We start from the raw sequence: 19871 nt of genomic DNA, 5'->3' as shown, positions 1-19871 counted from the left end.
ATGTTATTGACGATATTTAAGGAGCCATCATGCCAAAAATCACATTCATTGACGCCGCTGGCACATCGCGCGATGTAGACGCAAAACCCGGAACATCCATCATGGAAGCCGCCGTCCAAAATATGATTCCCGGCATTGACGCCGATTGCGGCGGGGCCTGCGCCTGCGCCACGTGCCACGTCTATGTCAAAGACGAATGGCTTGCAAAGCTCAAAGACAAAGACGACATGGAAGACAGCATGCTCGACTTTGCTGACGACGTCGAACCCAACTCCCGCCTCTGTTGCCAGATACTCATGAGTGACGAGTTAGACGGGATTGTGGTGAGTACGCCTGAAAGTCAGTAGGGGAACCTCTGCGCCTTTGTATATGGGCGAAGGGCTACCGAGATGGGCGCCCTCCGCCGCGGCTGCCTTTTTCAGGGCGTCCTTCTTGACCCCGACCACGAGAACGTTGTCCTTGGGGTGCCGCAAAAGCGACAATCATTTCTGACCGTGTTAGTTGACCATCTCTATTTTTATCAAGTTTATCAAATTCCTGACTTAAACCCTCTGTAAATTCTTGCTCCGTAACAACCCCGTTAAAATCGCGATCAAAGCTCATGAAGTTTGGCGACGCATCGACGGAGCCCAGATTTTGGCGAACCCAAGGGGCGAAGTAAACCGCGCTTGGCGGACGATCAAAACCTGCCCATTCTTGCTCAGTGCCGCTCTCGAGTTCTGCGCGCGAAGTCATCCTGTCATTGTTAGTGTCCATGCTGACAAATAAAGCGGCAATAGGATGCAGAAATGTCCCAGATGTTTTAGGTTTTTGCCCTGATCTGATGTCCTCTGGCGGAGGACCTCTCCGGTCAGGTTTCGTCGCGCATGCTGACAACGTCATCGCCGTTAAGAGCCCTGCAACAAATATAAAACGCGCAGGTTGATAGATTGAATGTGTCATAGTGAAATCCGTATCCATTAAGTGTGAAAATCTGTAATCTTGTTGCAGCAAATAGACGTTTATTTTTTATCCAAATGCGGTGGTCGGTCGCCTGGGGGCGCTTTACCAATTGGCCGTGGCCTCTGCCCCCGTGGCGGTCGAGACCTAAGCTGTGATGCGTCGCAAGAGCCGCCGTCCTCTAACGCGCATCCTGTCTGTCCGCTATGGCAGGGCAATATGGCGTTTGAGCCAGCTGTATCAACATGATAATGATAGCCTACTTCCGTTATATGGCCTCGACACATATCCAAATCTAATGGCTCCTCGCCATTAGGGTTTAGTCGCTCGTGTATCCTATACCCGTCCATTGCCACACCAATTTCGGCGGCGTGATTACGGGTTTGATTAGCTTTGACAAGGCACTTCTCTGTTACTGCATGGATATGATAACCGACAGCAGGATTGACGTGTCCGCCGCAATCATCAAATGCTGCAATTGTGTAGGCTGCCAGAATAGCGTCTAGTGGCGCCGAAGCATCTAATCGCGCCCCACTATAGGCAAGGCCGACACCGCTGTGATCAACGCGCGGTGCGACAGAGTCTGAAAACTGAGGCTTAATCGGAATGACATAAGTTATGTTTTTATTATCTGGCAAATATGACATCTGGCATTCGACGCAATGATTTTGATAAGCCGGATCAACATCGGGGCGGGCCGCAGCTTCGCAGGAGAGCTTCGTATCAGTTACATTTACCTTACCTGTCTTCGGGTCAAATAACTGCCACTTATCATCACTATAGAATGTTGATAAATTTTGAATAAATTCACCATCAACATCGTAGACCTTGCCTTCATCCAACCACAGTCCCGCCATATCTGCGCCGTCATCAATACTCCGTGGGCACCACGGGCCAATTGTCATAGAGGCAGGCTGCGGTTGTAGCGTAACAGACAAGCATTGGGTTTGCGCGCCACCCGATAGCGTACAATTTACAATGCTAGGCGAGCCAATAAATGTCTCTTTGTCAATATAATCAACCCAATCTGGCAGAACGGTTGACGTGTCCGTTTTCTGTTCTTGAGAGTGGTGTGAATGGTCATGAGATGCGTTATTATGACAGCCCTTCACCAGACAAGTTGCCGCAGCAAAAACCAAAAATAGACTCTGTTTCATTAAGAATTCACCCACTTACCTTTTCATGGATAACTAGGGTTTTCTTATACCGATAACAAATTACAAAACTATCACGACAATTTTGTAAACTTTGCGGTGTAGCGGGACAAAATTTGGTCCAAAATCAAGATCACTACTCCCGCCTTAGCACCAATTCCGTAATCGGGTTGCCTGACCACTGCTCTAGAAACCGCGCTTTGACTTCGGCGGGGTCGTAGACGGTTTCGACCCAGTCGATGAAGCTGATGTCTTTGTCTTTTGCGTAGTTCAAATAGTCATTGAAAAAGAAATCGAGCATACCCGTTTTGCCTTGGCGGACATGGAGGTATTTTAGCGATAGCTGCTCGACCGCTACTTCGATCGGGTCGCCCATTTTAAAATGGCGGTAAAGCACACCCATCATCCCCGTGCGGTCTGCGCCAGATTTACAGTGCATCATGGCAGGGTATTCAATGGCGTTAAATAAATCGCGCGCGCCTTTAATCGCCTCGACCGTGTGAGTGTCACGCGAGAACATACGGTAATTAATTAAGGTGATGCCGTGGTCTCTACAGGCCTGTTTTTCAAGCCAGTAAAACCCCTTTGGGCTTTCGCCGCGTAGGTTAATAATTGTCTTTATACCGTCTTTCGCGAGTTGCGCGATACGTTTTGGCGAGGGTTGGTTTTCACGGCTCATCCCGCCGCCAATATCATGATGGTTCGCAAAGCGCGCGCGAAGAAATCCGTGATCCCCCCATGTCAGATCGCGATATGCGCGCGCACGGTCTTTGGGGTCATCCAGATTAAATGGATTATTGAGGTCAGACGCCATTCGGACTATGCCTATCATATTACCGCCCCCAACGCGGGGCATCACCGCTTAACAGGAGAGACCGCTTTGTTCAAACGCTTCATGCGGTCAAATCTTATCGCCCTATGTGCGGGCTGGTTGATCGCAGCCTATATGGTGATCGTGAAATATACCACGCGGTGGGACGTCACCTTACCGGACGCCACGCGCGCCTTAATCGGCACAGACCAAGGCCTTATCGCGCTCACCTGGCATTCGCGATTTCTGATGTTAAATGCCGCGTGGAAACGCCGCTATCAGCTGCCGCATGTGCTCATATCGCGCTCTCGCGACGGTCAGGTTGTGGCCCATACGAGCCGTTTTTTAGGTCTTAAAACCATACGCGGTTCGGCCAAAGCAGCGGTAAAACAAAAAGCCAAAGGCGGCGAGACAGCGGGGCGAGAGATTACGCGCGCGCTTAAATCGGGGGGCTGTATTGTCATCACCCCTGACGGCCCGCGCGGCCCGCGTCAACGCATGAGCCTGGGCGCGCTTCGTCTGGCCCGGGCCACGGGGGCCCCCATTGTGCCGTGCTTATTTGCTGTCAAAAATCGCAAAGTTTTTAACTCTTGGGACCGCTTTGTTTTGCCGCTGCCCTTTGGGCGGGGGCGTATTATTTGGGGACTGCCAATCACCCTTGACCCGGGCGCGGATGATACCCAATTAGAGGCTATCCGCGAGAGGCTAGAGACCCAAATGAACACGCTATTATCACAGGCCGATCAGGACATGGGACATAGCCCAATGCCGCCAGCGGACCCTAAGTCATGAGCGATACGGCGCTCCTAAAAGCTTACCGCGGGGCCTCGCGCGCGCTTGGCCCTGTCTTGCCGCTGTGGATTAAACGGCGCGGTAAACACGGCAAAGAAGACCCCAGCCGCACGGCTGAGCGCGAAGGTATTGCCTCACACCCTAGGCCCAATGGTTCACTCGTCTGGATGCATGGGGCCAGTGTCGGTGAATGCACGATGTTACTGCCGCTGATTGCGAAACTAACGGCGGAACGTCCCGATATAAATATGCTGATCACCAGCGGCACGATGACGGCGGCGAAACTGCTGGAGACGCGCCTCCCCGCAAATGCCGTGCATCAATATGTGCCGCTGGATCATCCCAAATATGTTGCGCGGTTCATCGCCCATTGGAAACCCGATGTCGCGATTTGGGCAGAATCAGAAATATGGCCCAACCTGATAAAGGCCACGAAAGACAGCGGCGCGAAACTGGCGCTACTTAACGCGCGGATGAGCGAGAAGTCCATTGAAGGCTGGACGAAACGCAAAGCCAGCGCAGCGGCAATTTTTGCTCAATTTGACCTTATCCTTGCTGCTGATGAAATGACAGGCAATAGCCTGTCTTGGATTTTGGATAAAGACGTCGAGACATCGGGTAATTTAAAAGACGCCGCCCCTGTCCTGCCTGTCGACAAGGCTGAATTGGCGGCCTTTAAAAAAGCGCTGCCACGCCGCAAAGTCTGGTGCGCGGCCAGCACTCATGACGGCGAAGACGACATTATGCTGCGCGCGCATAAAACCTTACTCGCCCGTAGCCCTAGCGCGGTGCTTATCCTGGCCCCACGCCACCCTGAACGTGCAGATGATATTATCACCCTAATCAGAGACCACGGGCTATCCTTTGCGCAACGCTCCAAGGCCGAAATGCCGACAGCGGATACGCAAGTCTATCTGCTTGATACCATTGGGGATATGGGGCTGGCTTACCGTCTAGCGAAGATGACATTTGTTTGCGGCTCGACGATTGCGGGACTGTCAGGGCATAATCCACTGGAACCCGCGCGGCTTGGTTCTGCGGTCATGACAGGCGCGCATATCGCAAGCTTTGCGGAAAGCTATATGTCCATGTTTAAATATAGCGCGGCCAAACGCGTCATGTCGCCAGACGCCATTGCGCGAGAAATCGTTGATATCATGATGGACAGGGCTGCGCTGACCGCTTTGCAAAAACAAGGGCAGCATTTCGCGACAGGGCGCGATGATGTTCTAGCCTATGTCTGGGATCAGCTTGGCCCGCTATTGCCGGAACGCATAACATGAGACCGCCGGAATTTTGGAACTACCGAGAAGGCCGCAACGGCGCGCCGTTTATTCGCACCTTTTTAAAACCCTTTTCATGGCTCTATGCGCGCGCGGTTGCCAAACGTATTTCAGAGACACAGAGCTATGACCCCAAAATTCCCGTGATTTGTGTGGGCAATGCCACCATGGGCGGAACGGGCAAAACCCCTGTCGCGATTTATTTGCTTAAAAGCTTTCGCCGTCTTGGCGTCAATGCTGTGGGGCTTACGCGCGGCTACGGCGGGCAGTTAAAAGGTCCGATTGTTGTGTCGGATAAACACAGTGCGGGTGATGTCGGGGACGAGCCATTACTGCTTGCGCGTCACGCGCCGATATGGGTATCAGAGGCCCGTGACGAGGGCGCGCGCGCCGCCAAATCCCACGGGGCAGATATGATTATCATGGATGATGGTCACCAAAATCCGCAGGTCGAAAAGACGCTATCGTTTCTTGTCGTGGACGCAGAAATTGGCTTTGGCAATGGATGTGTGTTCCCGGCAGGGCCGTTGCGGGAAAACCTAAAAGCGTCGCTATCCCGCGCTGATGCAGTTATTTTGATGAAGCCCGAACCCGCTTATGAAATTAATGATGATTTAGCCGAAGATCTAAAAGGGCAAATCGTCATCCCCGCCTATCTCGCGCCTAAAGACCCCGCACCAAAAGGTAAGCTCTTTGCTTTTGCTGGTATCGGGCGACCAAATAAATTTTTTGATGCGCTGCGCCGTCACGGCGGAGAATTGGTCGAGGGCATATCCTTTGCCGATCATTATAAATATAAGGACGGCGATATTGAAAACCTGTTTATGCTCGCCTCTGAATATGGCGCAGGATTAATTACAACGGAAAAAGATTATGTCCGTTTGCCTGCGGGTTACTGCCAAGGCGTGACGCCCTGGCCTGTGTCGGTTGTGTTTGAGGACGAGCTCACCCTACGCCGATTGCTCCATCCCATTGTGCAACGGACGACACCGAAGTGAAAAAAGCAGGCTTAGGACAACGGATTATTTGGCGCATGGAAGTGCTGGCTTATGATTTTATTTGCCTGCTATTAAAGCCGTTTTCATTTGATCAAATCTCGCGCTTTGGCGGTTGGCTTTTGCGTAAAATTGGCCCGCTCACGTCTAAGCACAAGATTATGCAGACAGGTTTTGATATTGCCTTTCCTGATTTGGATGACAAGGCGCGCCAAGACCTAAGCCGTGAGGCGTGGGATAATATCGGACGCACCTTTGCAGAATTTCCAATCATGAGCCGTGTGCGCGTTTACCAAAAAGACAGCCGCGTGACTGTGATAGGCAAAGAGCATCTGGAGGCTGTGCGCAAATCGGGTCGCGGCGCAATTATTATCACGGGGCATTTTGCCAATTGGGAAGTGATGGCCGCGGCCCTCACCCAATCTGGCCTGCCTGTTCGCATCACCTACCGCAAGATTAACAACCCGCATTTGGACAAGCGCGTGCGCGAACAACGCCGGGCTTATGGCACCAAATTCCTGGTGCCCAAATCGACCCATGCTGGCGCGCGGCAATTGCTGGGGGCGATTGATAAGGGCGAAAGCATTGCGATCCTCAACGATCAAAAATTCAACGAAGGCCTCGCAGTACCGTTTTTTGGAGAACACGCCATGACCGCCACGGGGCCAACGCGTCTGGCCTTAAAAACGGGCGCATCTGTGCTGCCCATTTCGGTCATTCGTGACAAAGCCCATTTCACGGTCACGATTGAACCGCCCTTTCAGATTGATGATACTGGCGAGCGCGAATTGGACACTGAGGCGGGCTTAAGGAAAATTGTGGCGTGGACCGAAGATCATATTCGCAAAAGCCCCGCACAATGGTTTTGGATGCATAGGCGTTGGCCAAAAGACCTCTATAAAAAAACCTAGTCGCGCGTGTCGTCCCAGACATCAAATTCATGCGCAATACAGCGCTCTATCAGTTTACGCCAAACGGGCTCAGCGATATCGGGGGATAGACCCTCGGCCTTGGCCGTCTTTAAGACTTTTGCGACCACATCCTCGATACGGGGTTCATCATAAACGGCGTCGCGGCTTGGTTTAATCCGCGCGGCTGCTGCCATATAACCTTGGCGCACGACCAAAAGCCGCACCAGCTCGCGGTCAAGCGCATCGACCCCGGCCCGCACGTCAGTCATGGTCTGACAGTCATCAGGCAAGATAATATTATCGGGCAGTTTGGGCACGCTCTGTCCACTTCGTTATCAGTTCAGGGTCGAGGTTACGGTTGCGCCATTTGAGACGCCAGCATAAATGCGGCCCTGTCGAGCGGCCTTTTGACCCAACCGTGGCAATCGTCTCGCCGCGTTTGACCGCTTGGCCGTCTTCCACCAAAATATCGTTCACATGAAGATACATGGAAATTAGCCCTTGGCCGTGATCAAGCAGCACCATAGCCCCTTCAAAATATAAATCATTATCAGCAAGGCTTACGATACCGTCAGCGGGGGCCATGATGGGCGTGCCGATGGGGGCGGCGAGATCAACACCGTAATGCGGCTTCTTCGGCTCCCCGTTTAAAATGCGCTGCGCGCCAAAATTTGTCGTCTTGCGAAACTCATTTATGGGCAAGGTGAAGCCGTCGAGAAATCCCATGGTTTCTGCGCGGCTGGCAAAGCCGGTCTTTTTCTTGGCAGATGACGCGCGAATGCGTTTTAATTGAGCCTCAGTAAAAGTTGAGACTTGGCTGGGCGGTAAGCCGTCAATGCGCGAGGTATCCCAATCGCGCGGGGTAAAGTCAAACGACAGCTTGTCAGACGGCGCAAACTCCGCATCCTTTGGCGGCACGGCTTGGACAAAAGCGCGGCTTTCGTCACGGTCAAAGCCAATAATGATGATACCGTCATCATTGGATGTCTCTGTATAATAATCATCATCGCTGCGCCCGATTTTCACCGTTGTGTTCGGCAAAGTGCGGCAGGACGCAAGGCCCCCTTGTTCAAAAATGCCCTCACATTCCAACGGCATGTTGCGCGGCGGTGCAGGCTGGCTCGCGATAGGGGTTGGGGCGGTCAGTGTTTCTGGCGCAGTCGCGGGGGTCTGCGCCTCTGCACAACCCGCCAGTCCAATGAGCAGGAGCAAAAAAAGCCCAAAACGCAGCATTAAGCGTTCGCCTTCTTCCATGCGTCTAAGCTTGCTTGCGCATCGACATAGGCTTCTTGGCGCGCGGCACTCCAATAACGTAGGCGCTCCAACTGGATACGCTCGCCTGTGACCGCGCAAATCACATAGCTACCTGGCAAAATCATCTCGAAATCGGATGCTTTGTAATCCAGCTGTGCTTCGCCTTCAAAATATGAATCCATTGTGGCTCCTTTAGGGGTGGCCCCTTTAAGGGGTGACTTAGCGCAAGCGTAGCGAAATCAAAAGAGGTCAGCCTGTTTTTTATCAGATGGTTTTACAGCGGGCTTAGTCGGTTTTTTGCCCTTTAGTGTCGCCTTGCCCGCAATAACCGCGGCCCGCTCAACATCGGCAAAACGTAAAGAGACAGCCTCCCCCGCTTTTAGGCCCTTACCCTGTTTCACGACATGGCCAGCATCGTCAGTAACAACCGCAAAGCCGCGCGACAGTACCGATTGATAAGAGAGCGCTTCGAGTAGTTTTCCCGCCCGTTCAAGCCTTGCTGATTGTATGTCTATGTGGCGGGTCATGGCGCGCGACGCTGTGCCGCCCAGCGTGTCCAAACGCTCAGACTTGCGGGTTAAATCAGCTTCTAGCGGTTTTACGCGCAAACGCGGCACAGCCCGTTCAAGCCGGGATTGAGACCGCGCGAGATTGACATTAAGCGCAGACGGCAATCGGTCCGCCCAACGGCTTAGCCGTGCCCGCAATGGATCTGTTAGCTGTTTTAAGGCGGGCATACGCGCAAGCGCCAAGCGTTGGGATTGCGGGGCAAAGAGCTGCGCGGCATTAGGCAAGCGCGCGGTCGCTAAGTCGAGCCTTTGTTGCGGCGATGCCAGCACAGCGTCAAGACGCGGGAGGCGCGCCGCAGACAAACGGCTTTGGCGTTCGCTAACATTACGTTTTAACCCGCGCGTTAAGCGCACCCCGTAATCCGCAATCGTCACGAGCCAATCGGCGCGCACGGGCACAGCGGCTTCGGCCGCGCCCGTGGGTGTCGGCGCGCGGTGATCGGCCGCGTAGTCCGACAGTGTCCAATCCGTTTCATGGCCCACCGCAGAAATCACAGGGATTTTAGAGCCTGCAATGGCGCGCACGACATTTTCTTCGTTAAAGCACCAGAGGTCTTCCAGCGAACCCCCACCGCGACCCACGATCAAAACATCGGGCCGCGGGAATCCGTCTGCGTGATTAAACCCCGTGATGGCCGCCGCAATTTCGCCCGCCGCGCGGTCGCCTTGGACAACCACAGGCCAAAGGATAACATTGACGGGAAAGCGGTCCTCTATGCGGTGCAGGATATCGCGAATGACCGCCCCTGTGGGCGATGTCACCACACCGATGACTTTGGGCATAAAGGGTAGCGCGCGCTTGCTGTCCTCGCTGAACAATCCCTCACCCGCCAGCATTTTTTTGCGCTTTTCAAACAGCGCCATTAACGCGCCAGCGCCCGCCAGTTCCATCTTGCTAATGACCAGCTGGTAGTTTGAACGCCCAGGATAGGTCGTCATTTTGCCTTCGCAAATAACCTCCATGCCTTCTTCGGGGCGCATGGTCAGGCCGTTCATCTGCCCTTTCCAGATGATAGAATTAATCACCGCACGGTCGTCTTTGATATCCAGATAACAGTGACCTGATTTGGCAATGGTCACGCGACCCAATTCCCCGCGCACACGGACATAGCCAAAGGTATCCTCAATTGTGCGTTTTAACGTGCCCGCCAGTTCAGAGACGGAATATTCATGCACATTAGAGGCCGCGTTATCAGAGAGGGTATCAGACACAAATATGGTTTCCTTGGATTCGGCTTCGTTATAGCCTAAAGACCGCAAAACGGAATCAGTTATTGGGCCAAATATGAAAGTCTTACTTATCGGATCAGGCGGGCGTGAACATGCGCTGGCCTGGAAAATCGACCAGAGCGAACAAGTGAGCGAGCTTCACTGCGCGCCAGGCAATGCGGGCATAGCCGAAGTCGCCGCCTGTGTGCCCATTAAAGCGGATGATATTATCAGCCTCTTGGGTTTAATTGAGCGCGAAGCCTATGACTTTGTTGTGGTTGGGCCAGAGCAGCCCTTGGCGCTGGGATTGGTCGACGCATTACAAGAGCGCGGCGTGCGGGTCTTTGGCCCAACAGAAGCGGCAGCGCAGCTTGAGAGCAGCAAGTCATTTACCAAGGATTTTTGTACGCGTTACAATATCCCCACGGCGGCTTACGGCGTGTTTACAGAGCTGACCGAGGCGAAAGCCTATCTTAAAACTATGTCTGCGCCTTATGTTCTAAAAGCTGACGGTTTGGCGGCCGGTAAGGGCGTTGTCATCCCAGAAACCCTCTCCGAGGCTGAGTCCGAGCTAGAAGAGTTTTTCTCTGGTAAATTTGGCGATGCGTCGACCAAGGTTGTGATTGAGGAATTCATGACCGGGCAAGAGGTCAGCTTCTTTGCTATATCAGACGGAAAAACCGCCATGCCGCTTATTGGGGCGCAAGACCATAAGCGCGCTTTTGATGGGGACAATGGCCCCAACACAGGCGGGATGGGGGCCTATTCCCCGACGCCTGTATTTACCCAAAAGGCCATGGAAACTGTGATGAATGATATCATTCTGCCGACGGTTTTTGGGATGCACAAAGACAGCAATCCCTTTGTCGGCGTTCTGTTCGCGGGACTGATGATGACGCCTGACGGGCCAAAGCTGATTGAATATAATGCGCGCTTTGGTGACCCGGAATGCCAAGTGATCATGCGACTGTTACAGTCTGATCTGATGGATATTTTGCTGCATGCAGAAGCTGGCACACTTGCCGCCTGCCCTGCGCCCGCCTGGTTTTCAGAACCAACAGTCAATATCGTCATGGCCGCCAAAGGCTATCCAGGATCTTATGACAAAGGCACTGTGATTAAAGGTGTAGAGACGGCCAACGCCATGGACGGCGTGACCGTGTTTCATGCGGGCACGTCGCGCGGGGATGACGGCACGTTGTTATCGGCTGGCGGGCGAGTGCTGAACATCACCTCACAGGCGAAAACATTAGAAGCGGCTGTCGCGCAAGGCTATAAGGCGGTTGACGAGGCGATTGATTGGCCCGACGGCTTCGTCCGTCGAGACATAGCCCATCACGCCCTGAAAAAGACGTAACCCTGAAAAAAACGTAACAAAGCATAATAAAGAAAACGGAGAGACGGTCATGACAAAAAAGTCGAAATTTTTAGGCGCAGCCCTATCCGTGATGGCCCTTAGCCTGACGAGTACTGCAAACGCACAAGTCCTTCCTGATAGTTTTGAAGACTATACGCTGATTCACGCGGGCACAGTCTTGCCCGTTCCCGGAAAGCCCGCAATGGCCGAGCAGACAATAATCGTCAATGCGGGCAAAATCATTGCTATTGCGGACGGCTATATCGGCAGTGACGAGGCGACCATTATTGATCTGAAAGACAAATTTGTGCTGCCCGGTATGATCGATAGCCATGTGCATTTGGCGATGGAATGGAGCCCCAATATTCGTCTTGATGGCGTCACGAAAGAGGCGGGCGATGTGGCTTTTGACGCTGCTGATAATGCGCGCAAAACGCTTATGGCGGGCTTTACCGCCGTGCAAGATGTCGGCGGGCCAAAAGAGGTTTTCGCCCTTAAACGCGCCATTAACGCGGGCAAAGTGCCAGGGCCACATATCATGGCTTCGGGTCGGGCGGTGTCTGTGACAGGCGGGCACGGCGATAGCCACGGCTATATTGAAGACATATTAGATTTGAATAAATCAAAGACAATTTGTGACGGCCCCGCCGATTGTCGCCGCGCCACACGCGCCGCAATCAAGGCGGGCGCTGACGTGATTAAAATCACCGCGACAGGTGGGGTGCTATCCAATACCAATGCAGGCACAGCGCAGCAGTTTTTTGATGATGAGCTAGAAGCCATTGTTGACACCGCCGCCACAATGGGCCGCAAAGTCACCGCCCATGCGCACGGCAAAGGCGGCATTGAAAGCGCATTAAAAGCAGGCGTAAAATCCATTGAACACGGTACATATCTGGATACAGATACAGCGCGGCTTTTTAAAAAATATGACGCGACATTAGTGCCCACAGTGTTGGCTGGTATGACCGTCGTCGATTGGGCAACTAATGAAAGCTTTTTGCCGCCAGCCTCCGCCAAAAAGGCGCTAGAAGTAGGGCCGCAGATGCAAGACATGCTATCAATCGCGTGGAAAAACGGCGTCAATATTGCCTTTGGCACAGACACAGGCGTCAGCAAACACGGTGATAATGCGCAGGAATTTATCTATATGATCAAAGCAGGCATGAGCGAGCAAGACGCGATTAAAGCCGCCACAGTTGTTGCGTCCAAGCACATTGGGCTTGATGATAAAATCGGCACGCTAGAGACCGGCAAACTGGCTGATATGATTGCGGTAAACGGCAATCCGCTGCAAGACATCGAAGAGCTACTCGATGTGGATTTCGTGATGAAGGGCGGCGTTGTCCATAAGCATAAGGACTAAGGATTACAGCTAATAAAGGCCTGCTCTTAGTTAGGACGCAGGCGCTTTAGCCGGTAAGCTCAGGACAAATTCTGTGCCCGTTTCGCCCGTTTCCGCCAGCGTCAAATCCCCGCCTTGGTCGCGCGCGAGCTCCCTTGAAATGGTTAGGCCTAAACCCGTGCTGCCGTGACCGCTTGAACTGGCAAAGGCTTCAAACAAGTTTTCTTTTGCGCGTTTGGGAAGCCCTCCACCTGTGTCGCGGATAGAGAGTAAAATATTATCCCCCTCTGCCCGTGTTGTGACTGTGATGGTACGGTCGATATCAATACCCGTCATACTGGCCGTAGCCTGCCCCGCGTTGCGAAATAGATTATGCACAATGCGGTAGCTGTGGTCCGCATCCGCATAGACCGTCAATTCACTAGGGATATGATTGACAAAATCAATCGCCGTTGGCCCGCGCCCAAATTGACCGAGCGTATCGCCCGCCACTTCGCCGACCAACAGAGCCAAACGAATCGGTTCCACCTCCAGCACCTCGTCTTGGGCCTTGGAAAAATTCAGCACATCCGTACAAAGCCGTATCCCGCGGTCAACGGCGCGCACAAGGCGTTCGCCCATGACGGCAACGCGTTCGTCTTTGTCCATCGCGATGCGGTCTGACACAAGCTGTGCAGAGGTCAGTACATTACGCAGATCATGATTAATTTTTGCCACGGCCATTCCGAGTGACGCCAGCCGTTCGCGTTGGCGAAATGACGTACGCACACTTTGTTTCATATCGTAAAATTCGCGTTGCAATTGCCCAATTTCGTCACGGCGGTTGCTGGGTTTTAGGACATTACGGCGCTTGTTCGGGTCTTCTCGAAAATCACCAAGGCCTTTGGCGAGCTTTTGAATGGGCCGCACTATCATAGCGCTAAGCGCGAGGTAAATCAGGCCACCCGTAATCAGCGCAATGGCAAGTGAGAGCCAAAAAATACGTTCAAAGAAATCTCGCATAGCGGCCTTCACAGAAGCCCGCGGCAATATAATTTCAATCGATTCGTGGCTGTCGATTACGGGCTCTGAAATCACGCGCAAGTAACCCGCATCAGGGCCAAAAAATGTCGAGAAGGCATTTCGAAAAAGCGGTAACCGACGTGCATCGCGCAAATCAACCAGCTCAAACTCTGACGAGGCTGGCGGCGCGCCCAACACTAATTCTGTCATGCCGTCATGTTTGGCCGCGACCATGACAACATCTGTGTCTTCCATGAACTTTTGCGACAGTATTTCGCTACCGTCATAATCAGGCACACCCGTTAGGGCGAGCGCCAGATGCCCCGCACGTTCGGCGCGTTCTTGCAAATAATCTTGACGAAACAAAGTGGCCGAGGGAATAAACAAAACAAGCTCGGCCAGCATGACAAAACCAATTGTCATGAAAAGCAATTTGCCTGAAAGCCCGCGCGTAATTAACCGGTCAATCATTCACGGGCCTAAAGTGGTCACGACTAGTCATGGGCGGGTTCTACCAAGCGAACAGGCGTCTGTCACTTTATTTAGGGCTAGTGAAACTTGCTCATAAAACCCGCAAGCTTTTGGGTCTTAGAGCTACCAAACGCCTCTTTATACATAGAACTTGCGGCGCGCTTCACGGCCTCTCCGCGTGTCGGATAAGGCGCGATAATCGACACGAGCCCCATGACTTTGACATTATTGGTCATCGCCACCGATATCATTTGAATAAGGTCACCGGCCCCTTCGCCGACGATTGACGCACCAAGGATTTTGCCGCGTTTTGTCGCGATGATTTTAACCCCGCCAACGTCTGAACGCTCGGCAATGGCACGATCATTTTCATCAAATTCAAAATGCAAGGCTTTGACGCTATGTCCCGCCTCTTTGGCCTGGGCTTCAGTCATGCCAATGCTAGCAAGCTCTGGCTGCGTATAAATTGCGGCGGGCATGCGGTCCGTTGTCGCCTTGCCCATGATGCGGTTAAGTCCAGGCGGCAAGAAGTAAAAGGATTTAATTAGAATGCCTGCGTGAAAGCCAGCGGCGTGGGTCAGACCGCCCTTGCCCGCCGCCACATCACCCGCCGCAAAGACTTTGGGGTTTGACGTACGCAGGCAATCATCGGTCTCAATGCCTGCACGGCTATGTTTAATGCCGCCCGCATCCAAATCCAGTCCAGAAATACTTGGCGAACGTCCTGCCGCGACGAGCAGATGCGTGCCCTCTAATGTGCGGCCGTCTTCTAAATCGATGGCCACACCTGTGTCGGTTTTCCGGATGAGTTTAGTCTTGGCGGGCGTGTGGAATATAAGGCCTTCCTCAGTGAGGGCTTTAACGAGGATATCGGCGTGTTCAGGTTCAGAGCGGCCCAGTGGGGCTGCGATGTCGATAATCTCGACTTTGGACCCAAGCCGTAAAAATGATTGCCCCAATTCCAGACCAATCGGGCCAGCCCCAATAATTAGCAAATGCTTAGGCTGGGTTTTCACCGAGAAAATGTCTTCATTGGTTAAATAGGGCGTATCAGACAGACCCGGGATGGGCGGGGCCGAAGCGCGGCTACCTGTTGCGATAACAAAGCGTTTCGCGCGCACTTCGGTGGTATCAGAGACCACCGTGTTTTTATCCTTAAACCGCGCATGTTCGCGAATAACGATACAGCCTAAGCCTTCAAAGCGTTCTTGGCTATCGACAGGGGCGATATGATTAATCACGCCCTGGATATGCGCTTTAACCGTGTTAAAATTCACTGTGGCTTTGGCAGGTTTCACGCCAAATTCAGCGCCCGCACCCAGCGCATGGGCGTGCTTGCCCGCCGCAATCAGGGCCTTTGACGGCACACAACCGTAATTAAGGCAGTCGCCGCCCATTTTCTCGCCCTCATAAAGGACAACAGACCGACCAAGTTGGGCCGCGCCCGCCGCCATAGACAGCCCGGCAGAGCCCGCGCCAATAATGCATAAATCAACGTCATATTGTTTGGTCATAGGTCTCTCTTAAATACGGGGAAAGTTAAGCCGCTTTGGCTTTAAATTTTTTATAAGCAATCGGGATGAGCGACAGGACAATCAACCCAACAATCGGCAGCAGGATTTTGGGCTGCGTCATCAGACCCGATAATTTTACGTCCTCACCCGCATCAAACACTGCGCCAACACCGGCCCCGACAGAGGCGTAAACGAGGCTGCCCGGCATAATCCCAAAAAACGTCGTGATGACGTAATTGCGCAATTTCACATCAAACAAAGCGGGCACGATGTTAACAATGAAAAACGGGAAGAGCGGGATAAGGCGCAGGATAAACATATAAGAAAATTCGTTTTCTTTCAGCCCTGCCTCAAACTTTTGCATATAAGGACCCGCTTTTTTCGTCAGCGCGTCACCAATGGCATATCGCGCGGCGAGGAATATCAGCGTCGCACCAATCGTGGCCCCGACAACAATAGCAAGCCCGCCCGATAACGTGCCAAATAAAAACCCGCCAAAGACTGATAATATGCTGGCCCCTGGAAAAGATATGCCCACTAACACCGCGTAAAGCGCGATAAACCCTGCAATCGCCATGACAAAATTCCCGTCAACAAAGGCGGCTAGGGCGTCTCTATTATCGCGCAACGTATCGATATTAACATATTTCGGCCCGCCCAAAGCGAAAAAGGCGGCCAGCGCAATCAGGATTATCGCAAGCGGTGCAAAGCGTTTCACGGCTGATTTTGGCGTGGCGACTTCACCAGCCTCGGGAAGGTTTAAATCTGACATGTTTATCTCTTATTTGTTGCGCGCATCATTAAGCGACCAATTATAATCATCACGCGCAATGCTGGCTCCGCCCTCAATTGCGGCTTTGAGTTCATTCCCTGCATAATCACTTAAATGCGCGAGGATATTGTCGTCGGTCGTGCCAAAATCTTCTTTGAACCAATTATAAATGGACGACACAGTCAATTTATCACCCTTAATCGTGACGCCGTTGGGCGCATTGATAAAATCACGCGCCGCCGCCTCGCGGTCAGCCTCCAACGTGTCAGCCGTCCAAAGGCCGTCTTTTAAATTCGGACATCCGATAGAGGCGCAATTGACCATGTAATGAATAAGCGGCGAAGGATATTTTACGCGCAATATGCCGTGTTCAATATCATCTAGCGTCAATTTTTTGCCTTCAACAGTCACCAGTTTTTTCTTCCACGGTCCCGGCGTGAAAAGTCCTGATTTAATATCCTTAATCGATTTTACAGGATAATTGTCGATCACCACATCCACAGTCAGCGCATTATAAAGGTTCGCCCAATATGCTGTTGCCTGCGGTGCGTCCATTGTCGACGGCGTCTGGCCCGCAAGATAGTCAATATAAGCGGTAAGCGCCGCGCGGTCCTCTGGGCTGGCTTTTAACCCGGCATAATCAAACAACGCCACGCCGTCAGTATTAAGCGGTTTAACGTAAGTTCCTAGCACTGTGTTCCACCGTGCCGCGGGAGCGTCCAATCTCGCCTGAGTTGTCGTCATAGCTGCAGTCCCGTCTGTTGGCTGAGTTTGCGCGAAGGCTGGCACAACTGTAGATGCCATCAAAGCGGCCCCCATAAGGCTTGTAACAGCGAGTTTTGTCGCCATGGTCGCAAAAGTCATCTTTTATCCTTCATAATCCTATTTCACCGCCCTGATAGCATAGATTAAAGCATTATGAACTCACGCTCTGTCACGAAATAGTGTGAGTCTGTGCGCTGATATGTGATACGGTGGGGTTTGAGCACAATCACGCGATATATATGTCAGTTTTCACGCATGCACCGCTTGACTTGGCTATGACGTCCGCTTAAACGACCCATCTTGAATTAAAAGCCCCATTATTGGGTTTGGAGAGCGAAATGAAACGTACTTTTCAACCATCCGTCCTTGTTCGCAAGCGTCGCCACGGTTTCCGGTCACGTATGGCCACAAAAGCAGGTCGTCAGGTTCTAGCCCGTCGCCGCGCCAAAGGCCGTAAGGTCTTGTCTGCGTAAGTAGACATATCCGCTGTGATAGCGGTTATTATGGATAAGAATAACAAACTCGGGTCGCTAAAAAAGCGGTCCGAGTTTTTGTATGTGCGCGATGGCCGTTACAAAGCCCAAGGCGGCGTTGTGGTGCAAATGCGCGAAACGCCCCCCGAAACGCCCCCTGAAACGCATCAAGCAAGCGGCACGGTCAGCGGTGAACCTCTGATTCGCGTGGGCTTCACCGCGACCAAGCGTATTGGTAATGCAGTGGTTCGAAACCGCGCAAAACGGCGTCTTCGCGCCCTTGCCCGCTGCGTTTTACCGCAATACGGCTTGCCCGGTTACGACTATGTGTTTATTGCCCGCAATAATACTCATACACGCGCCTATGACGCCCTGCTTGACGATTGTTCCAAAGCCCTGTTAAGCCTCCGTGACTATGCGCAAAAGACAGACATAAAGACGACACGCAACAAGACGCCGTAATATCAGGAATTCTCATGGAAGATCAAAAGAACTTCATTCTCGCCATTGTGCTCTCTAGTATTGTTATGCTGGGCTATTGGTTTTTCTTTGGAAAACCTTTGGCCGAAGAAGCCCGCAAAAATGTGGCTTTAGAACGCGCGGCCGTCGAGCAACAAATCACGGCACCAGAGCCTAAACCACTTGTCACCCGCGACGCCGCCATCAGCAGCAATGCCAATACAGGCGGTCGTATTAAGATCGATACACCGTCCCTGTCTGGATCGTTTTCTGTCACAGGATCCATGATTGATGATGTCCGTCTGAAACAATATAATCGCACATTAGAGGCCGACAGCGACACCGTCATCATGTTGACCCCGCGCGGCGCAGAACATGCTGCCTATATTTTTGATAATTGGACAACGACCGACGCAGGCTCTGGCATTAATACGCCTTGGGCTGTGGTGTCTGGCGATATGCTGACGCCGACCACACCAATTGTCATGGAATTTAACGGTAATGGTTACTCTGTCACCCGCACAGTTACGGTTGATGAGCGTTATTTGATTACCTTTTCTGATGTTGTGACCAATACATCAGGGGCCGAGATTAACTTGGTCCGCAAAGGTATTTCGCGCCAGCACGGCCTGCCCGATGATTTGACCAATTTCTTTATTATTCAAGAAGGCCCTGTTGCCATTGTCGATAATGAATTGGTTAAAATGAAGTATAAAAAGCTATCTAAAAAGCGCGAGCTTTTAGAAACTGGCGAAGGCGGTTGGGTTGGCCTGACGGATAAATATTGGCTGTCGGCTGCCATTGCCCCCCAGGGCAAAAACATGACAGCCAAATTTGGCTACCGCGAAATCAACGGCGAGGAGGTTTACGAGGCCGCCTATGTGACCACACCTGTTACCATCACACCAGGTAGTTCAGTTGAAAGTATCGGACGTGTGTTTGTCGGCGCGAAAGACCGCGCTGTCTTGGTCGATTATGAGCAAGAGTTAGGCATTGCCCAATTTGAGCGCGCGATTGATTGGGGTGCCATGCGTATCCTCGTGCGGCCCATGTCATCGGTGCTGTCATGGCTGGGCAAGCAGGTCGGCAATTACGGCGTTGCCATCCTCATCATGACTTTTGTCATTAAGTTGTTGATGTTCCCGCTATTTAACAAGCAATATGCCAGCCAAGCGAAAATGAAAAAAGTGCAGCCTAAGCAGAAGAAACTGCAAGAGCTTTACAAAGACGACCGCATGAAATTGCAGCAAGAGATTATGGCGCTGTATAAAAAAGAAGGCGTTAATCCGATGAGCGGCTGCCTGCCGATTATCCCAACGATCTTTGTCTTCTTTGCGCTTTATAAAACTGTGTTTATCAACGTCGACTTACGCCACGAACCGTTCTTTGGTTGGATCCGTGACCTGTCTGCCAAAGACCCCTTGTCCATTCTTAACGGATTTGGCGCGCTGCCTTGGCCCGCTGTGCCGCTTGAGTTTTTATCGTTCTTTGCGATTGGCCCGCTGGCGCTGCTTTACGGTATCACTATGGCGATGATGTATTCACTGACCCCACAAAATGCAGGCGGCGGCGAGCAAGCCGAAATGATGGCCAAGATGATGAAATTCATGCCGTGGATTTTCATGTTCATCCTCGCACCATTTGCGGCGGGTCTTTTGATTTACTGGGTGTGGAACAATATCCTGTCCTTCCTCCAGCAATATATCATCACGCGGAAATTTAAGGTCGATACACCGATTGATGCCTTCTTCCGTAAAATCACAGGCAAGCCTGATCCCGTAGAAGACGGCAGCTAG

At 52.3% G+C, this 19871-nt stretch carries 21 protein-coding genes; 10 read left to right on the top strand and 11 right to left on the bottom strand.

Annotated elements, in window-relative coordinates; translation table 11 throughout:
• Positions 1 to 29 precede the first annotated feature (29 nt).
• Positions 30 to 347: a 2Fe-2S iron-sulfur cluster-binding protein gene (locus AB6B37_RS00985; protein WP_371397025.1), complete on the top strand. Its 318-nt coding sequence runs from the start codon at positions 30 to 32 to the stop codon at positions 345 to 347.
• Positions 348 to 381: 34 nt separating this feature from the next.
• On the opposite strand, the gene AB6B37_RS00980 is transcribed toward AB6B37_RS00985, so the two are convergent.
• The 3 genes from AB6B37_RS00980 to AB6B37_RS00970 form a co-directional block, all read right to left on the bottom strand.
• On the bottom strand, positions 382 to 942 hold the full coding sequence (locus AB6B37_RS00980) for a hypothetical protein (RefSeq protein WP_371397024.1): 561 nt from the start codon (positions 940 to 942) through the stop codon (positions 382 to 384).
• 59 nt (positions 943 to 1001) lie between these two features.
• Positions 1002 to 2096, bottom strand: a complete 1095-nt coding sequence (locus tag AB6B37_RS00975; protein ID WP_371397023.1) for a YHYH protein — start codon at positions 2094 to 2096, stop codon at positions 1002 to 1004.
• A 133-nt stretch (positions 2097 to 2229) separates the two neighbouring features.
• Entirely contained in the window at positions 2230 to 2925 is a 696-nt protein-coding gene (locus AB6B37_RS00970; protein ID WP_371397022.1) for a tyrosine-protein phosphatase, read from the bottom strand.
• Positions 2926 to 2973: 48 nt separating this feature from the next.
• On the opposite strand from AB6B37_RS00970, the gene AB6B37_RS00965 reads away from it, so the two are divergent.
• Genes AB6B37_RS00965 through AB6B37_RS00950 form a run of 4 tightly spaced genes read left to right on the top strand, consistent with a single transcriptional unit; the run spans position 2974 to position 6885 of the window.
• Positions 2974 to 3696 (top strand): lysophospholipid acyltransferase family protein, encoded by a 723-nt coding sequence (locus AB6B37_RS00965; protein WP_371397021.1) that lies wholly within the window; start codon positions 2974 to 2976, stop codon positions 3694 to 3696.
• The gene (locus AB6B37_RS00960) at positions 3693 to 4979 is read left to right on the top strand and encodes a 3-deoxy-D-manno-octulosonic acid transferase (protein WP_371397020.1); all 1287 of its coding nucleotides are present in this window, start codon (positions 3693 to 3695) and stop codon (positions 4977 to 4979) included. Before AB6B37_RS00965 ends, AB6B37_RS00960 begins: the two co-directional genes overlap by 4 nt.
• Entirely contained in the window at positions 4976 to 5977 is a 1002-nt protein-coding gene (gene lpxK, locus AB6B37_RS00955) for a tetraacyldisaccharide 4'-kinase (protein ID WP_371397019.1), read from the top strand. The genes AB6B37_RS00960 and lpxK overlap by 4 nt, the downstream gene beginning before the upstream one ends.
• A complete protein-coding gene (locus AB6B37_RS00950; RefSeq protein ID WP_371397018.1) occupies positions 5974 to 6885 on the top strand; it encodes a lysophospholipid acyltransferase family protein in 912 nt (303 codons plus the stop codon). Before lpxK ends, AB6B37_RS00950 begins: the two co-directional genes overlap by 4 nt.
• Here the strand turns inward: AB6B37_RS00950 and AB6B37_RS00945 are convergent.
• From AB6B37_RS00945 to xseA, 4 genes are read right to left on the bottom strand one after another with little or no spacing between them, the layout of a single operon-like run.
• Positions 6882 to 7154 (bottom strand): chorismate mutase, encoded by a 273-nt coding sequence (locus tag AB6B37_RS00945; protein WP_371398481.1) that lies wholly within the window; start codon positions 7152 to 7154, stop codon positions 6882 to 6884. The two genes, AB6B37_RS00950 and AB6B37_RS00945, sit on opposite strands and share 4 nt — an antisense overlap.
• 28 nt (positions 7155 to 7182) lie before the next feature.
• Positions 7183 to 8139, bottom strand: a complete 957-nt coding sequence (locus AB6B37_RS00940) for a M23 family metallopeptidase (protein WP_371397017.1) — start codon at positions 8137 to 8139, stop codon at positions 7183 to 7185.
• Positions 8118 to 8321 carry a DUF2093 domain-containing protein gene (locus AB6B37_RS00935; protein WP_371397016.1) on the bottom strand — a complete coding sequence of 68 codons (204 nt, stop codon included), beginning with the start codon at positions 8319 to 8321 and terminating at the stop codon, positions 8118 to 8120. Before AB6B37_RS00935 ends, AB6B37_RS00940 begins: the two co-directional genes overlap by 22 nt.
• A gap of 57 nt (positions 8322 to 8378) precedes the next feature.
• The gene (xseA, locus tag AB6B37_RS00930; protein ID WP_371397015.1) at positions 8379 to 9920 is read right to left on the bottom strand and encodes an exodeoxyribonuclease VII large subunit; all 1542 of its coding nucleotides are present in this window, start codon (positions 9918 to 9920) and stop codon (positions 8379 to 8381) included.
• A gap of 73 nt (positions 9921 to 9993) precedes the next feature.
• Between xseA and purD the strand changes: the two genes are divergently transcribed.
• Both purD and AB6B37_RS00920 read left to right on the top strand, forming a co-directional pair.
• Positions 9994 to 11274: a phosphoribosylamine--glycine ligase gene (gene purD / locus AB6B37_RS00925; protein ID WP_371397014.1), complete on the top strand. Its 1281-nt coding sequence runs from the start codon at positions 9994 to 9996 to the stop codon at positions 11272 to 11274.
• 49 nt (positions 11275 to 11323) lie between these two features.
• On the top strand, positions 11324 to 12640 hold the full coding sequence (locus AB6B37_RS00920) for an amidohydrolase family protein (protein WP_371397013.1): 1317 nt from the start codon (positions 11324 to 11326) through the stop codon (positions 12638 to 12640).
• 30 nt (positions 12641 to 12670) lie between these two features.
• Here the strand turns inward: AB6B37_RS00920 and AB6B37_RS00915 are convergent, their stop codons facing one another.
• The 4 genes from AB6B37_RS00915 to AB6B37_RS00900 form a co-directional block, all read right to left on the bottom strand.
• A complete protein-coding gene (locus AB6B37_RS00915) occupies positions 12671 to 14092 on the bottom strand; it encodes a sensor histidine kinase (protein WP_371397012.1) in 1422 nt (473 codons plus the stop codon).
• A gap of 77 nt (positions 14093 to 14169) precedes the next feature.
• A complete protein-coding gene (locus tag AB6B37_RS00910) occupies positions 14170 to 15606 on the bottom strand; it encodes an NAD(P)/FAD-dependent oxidoreductase (RefSeq protein ID WP_371397011.1) in 1437 nt (478 codons plus the stop codon).
• A 25-nt stretch (positions 15607 to 15631) separates the two neighbouring features.
• Positions 15632 to 16378 carry a TVP38/TMEM64 family protein gene (locus tag AB6B37_RS00905; RefSeq protein ID WP_371397010.1) on the bottom strand — a complete coding sequence of 249 codons (747 nt, stop codon included), beginning with the start codon at positions 16376 to 16378 and terminating at the stop codon, positions 15632 to 15634.
• A gap of 9 nt (positions 16379 to 16387) precedes the next feature.
• Positions 16388 to 17242 carry a DUF547 domain-containing protein gene (locus AB6B37_RS00900; protein ID WP_371397009.1) on the bottom strand — a complete coding sequence of 285 codons (855 nt, stop codon included), beginning with the start codon at positions 17240 to 17242 and terminating at the stop codon, positions 16388 to 16390.
• 239 nt (positions 17243 to 17481) lie between these two features.
• Here AB6B37_RS00900 and rpmH point away from each other — a divergent pair, with 239 nt between their 5' ends.
• From rpmH to yidC, 3 genes are read left to right on the top strand one after another with little or no spacing between them, the layout of a single operon-like run.
• Positions 17482 to 17616, top strand: coding sequence for a 50S ribosomal protein L34 (gene rpmH / locus AB6B37_RS00895; RefSeq protein WP_371397008.1), 135 nt, complete (start codon positions 17482 to 17484; stop codon positions 17614 to 17616).
• 30 nt (positions 17617 to 17646) lie between these two features.
• The gene (gene rnpA, locus AB6B37_RS00890) at positions 17647 to 18078 is read left to right on the top strand and encodes a ribonuclease P protein component (RefSeq protein WP_371397007.1); all 432 of its coding nucleotides are present in this window, start codon (positions 17647 to 17649) and stop codon (positions 18076 to 18078) included.
• 14 nt (positions 18079 to 18092) lie between these two features.
• Positions 18093 to 19871, top strand: coding sequence for a membrane protein insertase YidC (yidC, locus tag AB6B37_RS00885; protein ID WP_371397006.1), 1779 nt, complete (start codon positions 18093 to 18095; stop codon positions 19869 to 19871).

This window comes from Fretibacter rubidus (genome assembly GCF_041429785.1).
In the GTDB taxonomy this organism is placed as follows: Bacteria; Pseudomonadota; Alphaproteobacteria; order Caulobacterales; family Maricaulaceae; genus Fretibacter; species Fretibacter rubidus.
Note: the sequence above shows the minus strand (reverse complement) of the source record. Positions and strands in the feature narration are given on the sequence as shown.

Coding starts and splice junctions, on each gene's coding strand:
- AB6B37_RS00985 (WP_371397025.1), top strand. CDS start 30: ATGCCAAAAATCACATTCATTGACGCCGCTGGCACATCGCGCGATGTA.
- AB6B37_RS00980 (WP_371397024.1), bottom strand. CDS start 942: ATGACACATTCAATCTATCAACCTGCGCGTTTTATATTTGTTGCAGGG.
- AB6B37_RS00975 (WP_371397023.1), bottom strand. CDS start 2,096: ATGAAACAGAGTCTATTTTTGGTTTTTGCTGCGGCAACTTGTCTGGTG.
- AB6B37_RS00970 (WP_371397022.1), bottom strand. CDS start 2,925: ATGATAGGCATAGTCCGAATGGCGTCTGACCTCAATAATCCATTTAAT.
- AB6B37_RS00960 (WP_371397020.1), top strand. CDS start 3,693: ATGAGCGATACGGCGCTCCTAAAAGCTTACCGCGGGGCCTCGCGCGCG.
- lpxK (WP_371397019.1), top strand. CDS start 4,976: ATGAGACCGCCGGAATTTTGGAACTACCGAGAAGGCCGCAACGGCGCG.
- AB6B37_RS00945 (WP_371398481.1), bottom strand. CDS start 7,154: ATGACTGACGTGCGGGCCGGGGTCGATGCGCTTGACCGCGAGCTGGTG.
- AB6B37_RS00940 (WP_371397017.1), bottom strand. CDS start 8,139: ATGGAAGAAGGCGAACGCTTAATGCTGCGTTTTGGGCTTTTTTTGCTC.
- AB6B37_RS00935 (WP_371397016.1), bottom strand. CDS start 8,321: ATGGATTCATATTTTGAAGGCGAAGCACAGCTGGATTACAAAGCATCC.
- purD (WP_371397014.1), top strand. CDS start 9,994: ATGAAAGTCTTACTTATCGGATCAGGCGGGCGTGAACATGCGCTGGCC.
- AB6B37_RS00920 (WP_371397013.1), top strand. CDS start 11,324: ATGACAAAAAAGTCGAAATTTTTAGGCGCAGCCCTATCCGTGATGGCC.
- AB6B37_RS00915 (WP_371397012.1), bottom strand. CDS start 14,092: ATGATTGACCGGTTAATTACGCGCGGGCTTTCAGGCAAATTGCTTTTC.
- AB6B37_RS00910 (WP_371397011.1), bottom strand. CDS start 15,606: ATGACCAAACAATATGACGTTGATTTATGCATTATTGGCGCGGGCTCT.
- AB6B37_RS00905 (WP_371397010.1), bottom strand. CDS start 16,378: ATGTCAGATTTAAACCTTCCCGAGGCTGGTGAAGTCGCCACGCCAAAA.
- AB6B37_RS00900 (WP_371397009.1), bottom strand. CDS start 17,242: ATGACTTTTGCGACCATGGCGACAAAACTCGCTGTTACAAGCCTTATG.
- rpmH (WP_371397008.1), top strand. CDS start 17,482: ATGAAACGTACTTTTCAACCATCCGTCCTTGTTCGCAAGCGTCGCCAC.
- rnpA (WP_371397007.1), top strand. CDS start 17,647: ATGGATAAGAATAACAAACTCGGGTCGCTAAAAAAGCGGTCCGAGTTT.
- yidC (WP_371397006.1), top strand. CDS start 18,093: ATGGAAGATCAAAAGAACTTCATTCTCGCCATTGTGCTCTCTAGTATT.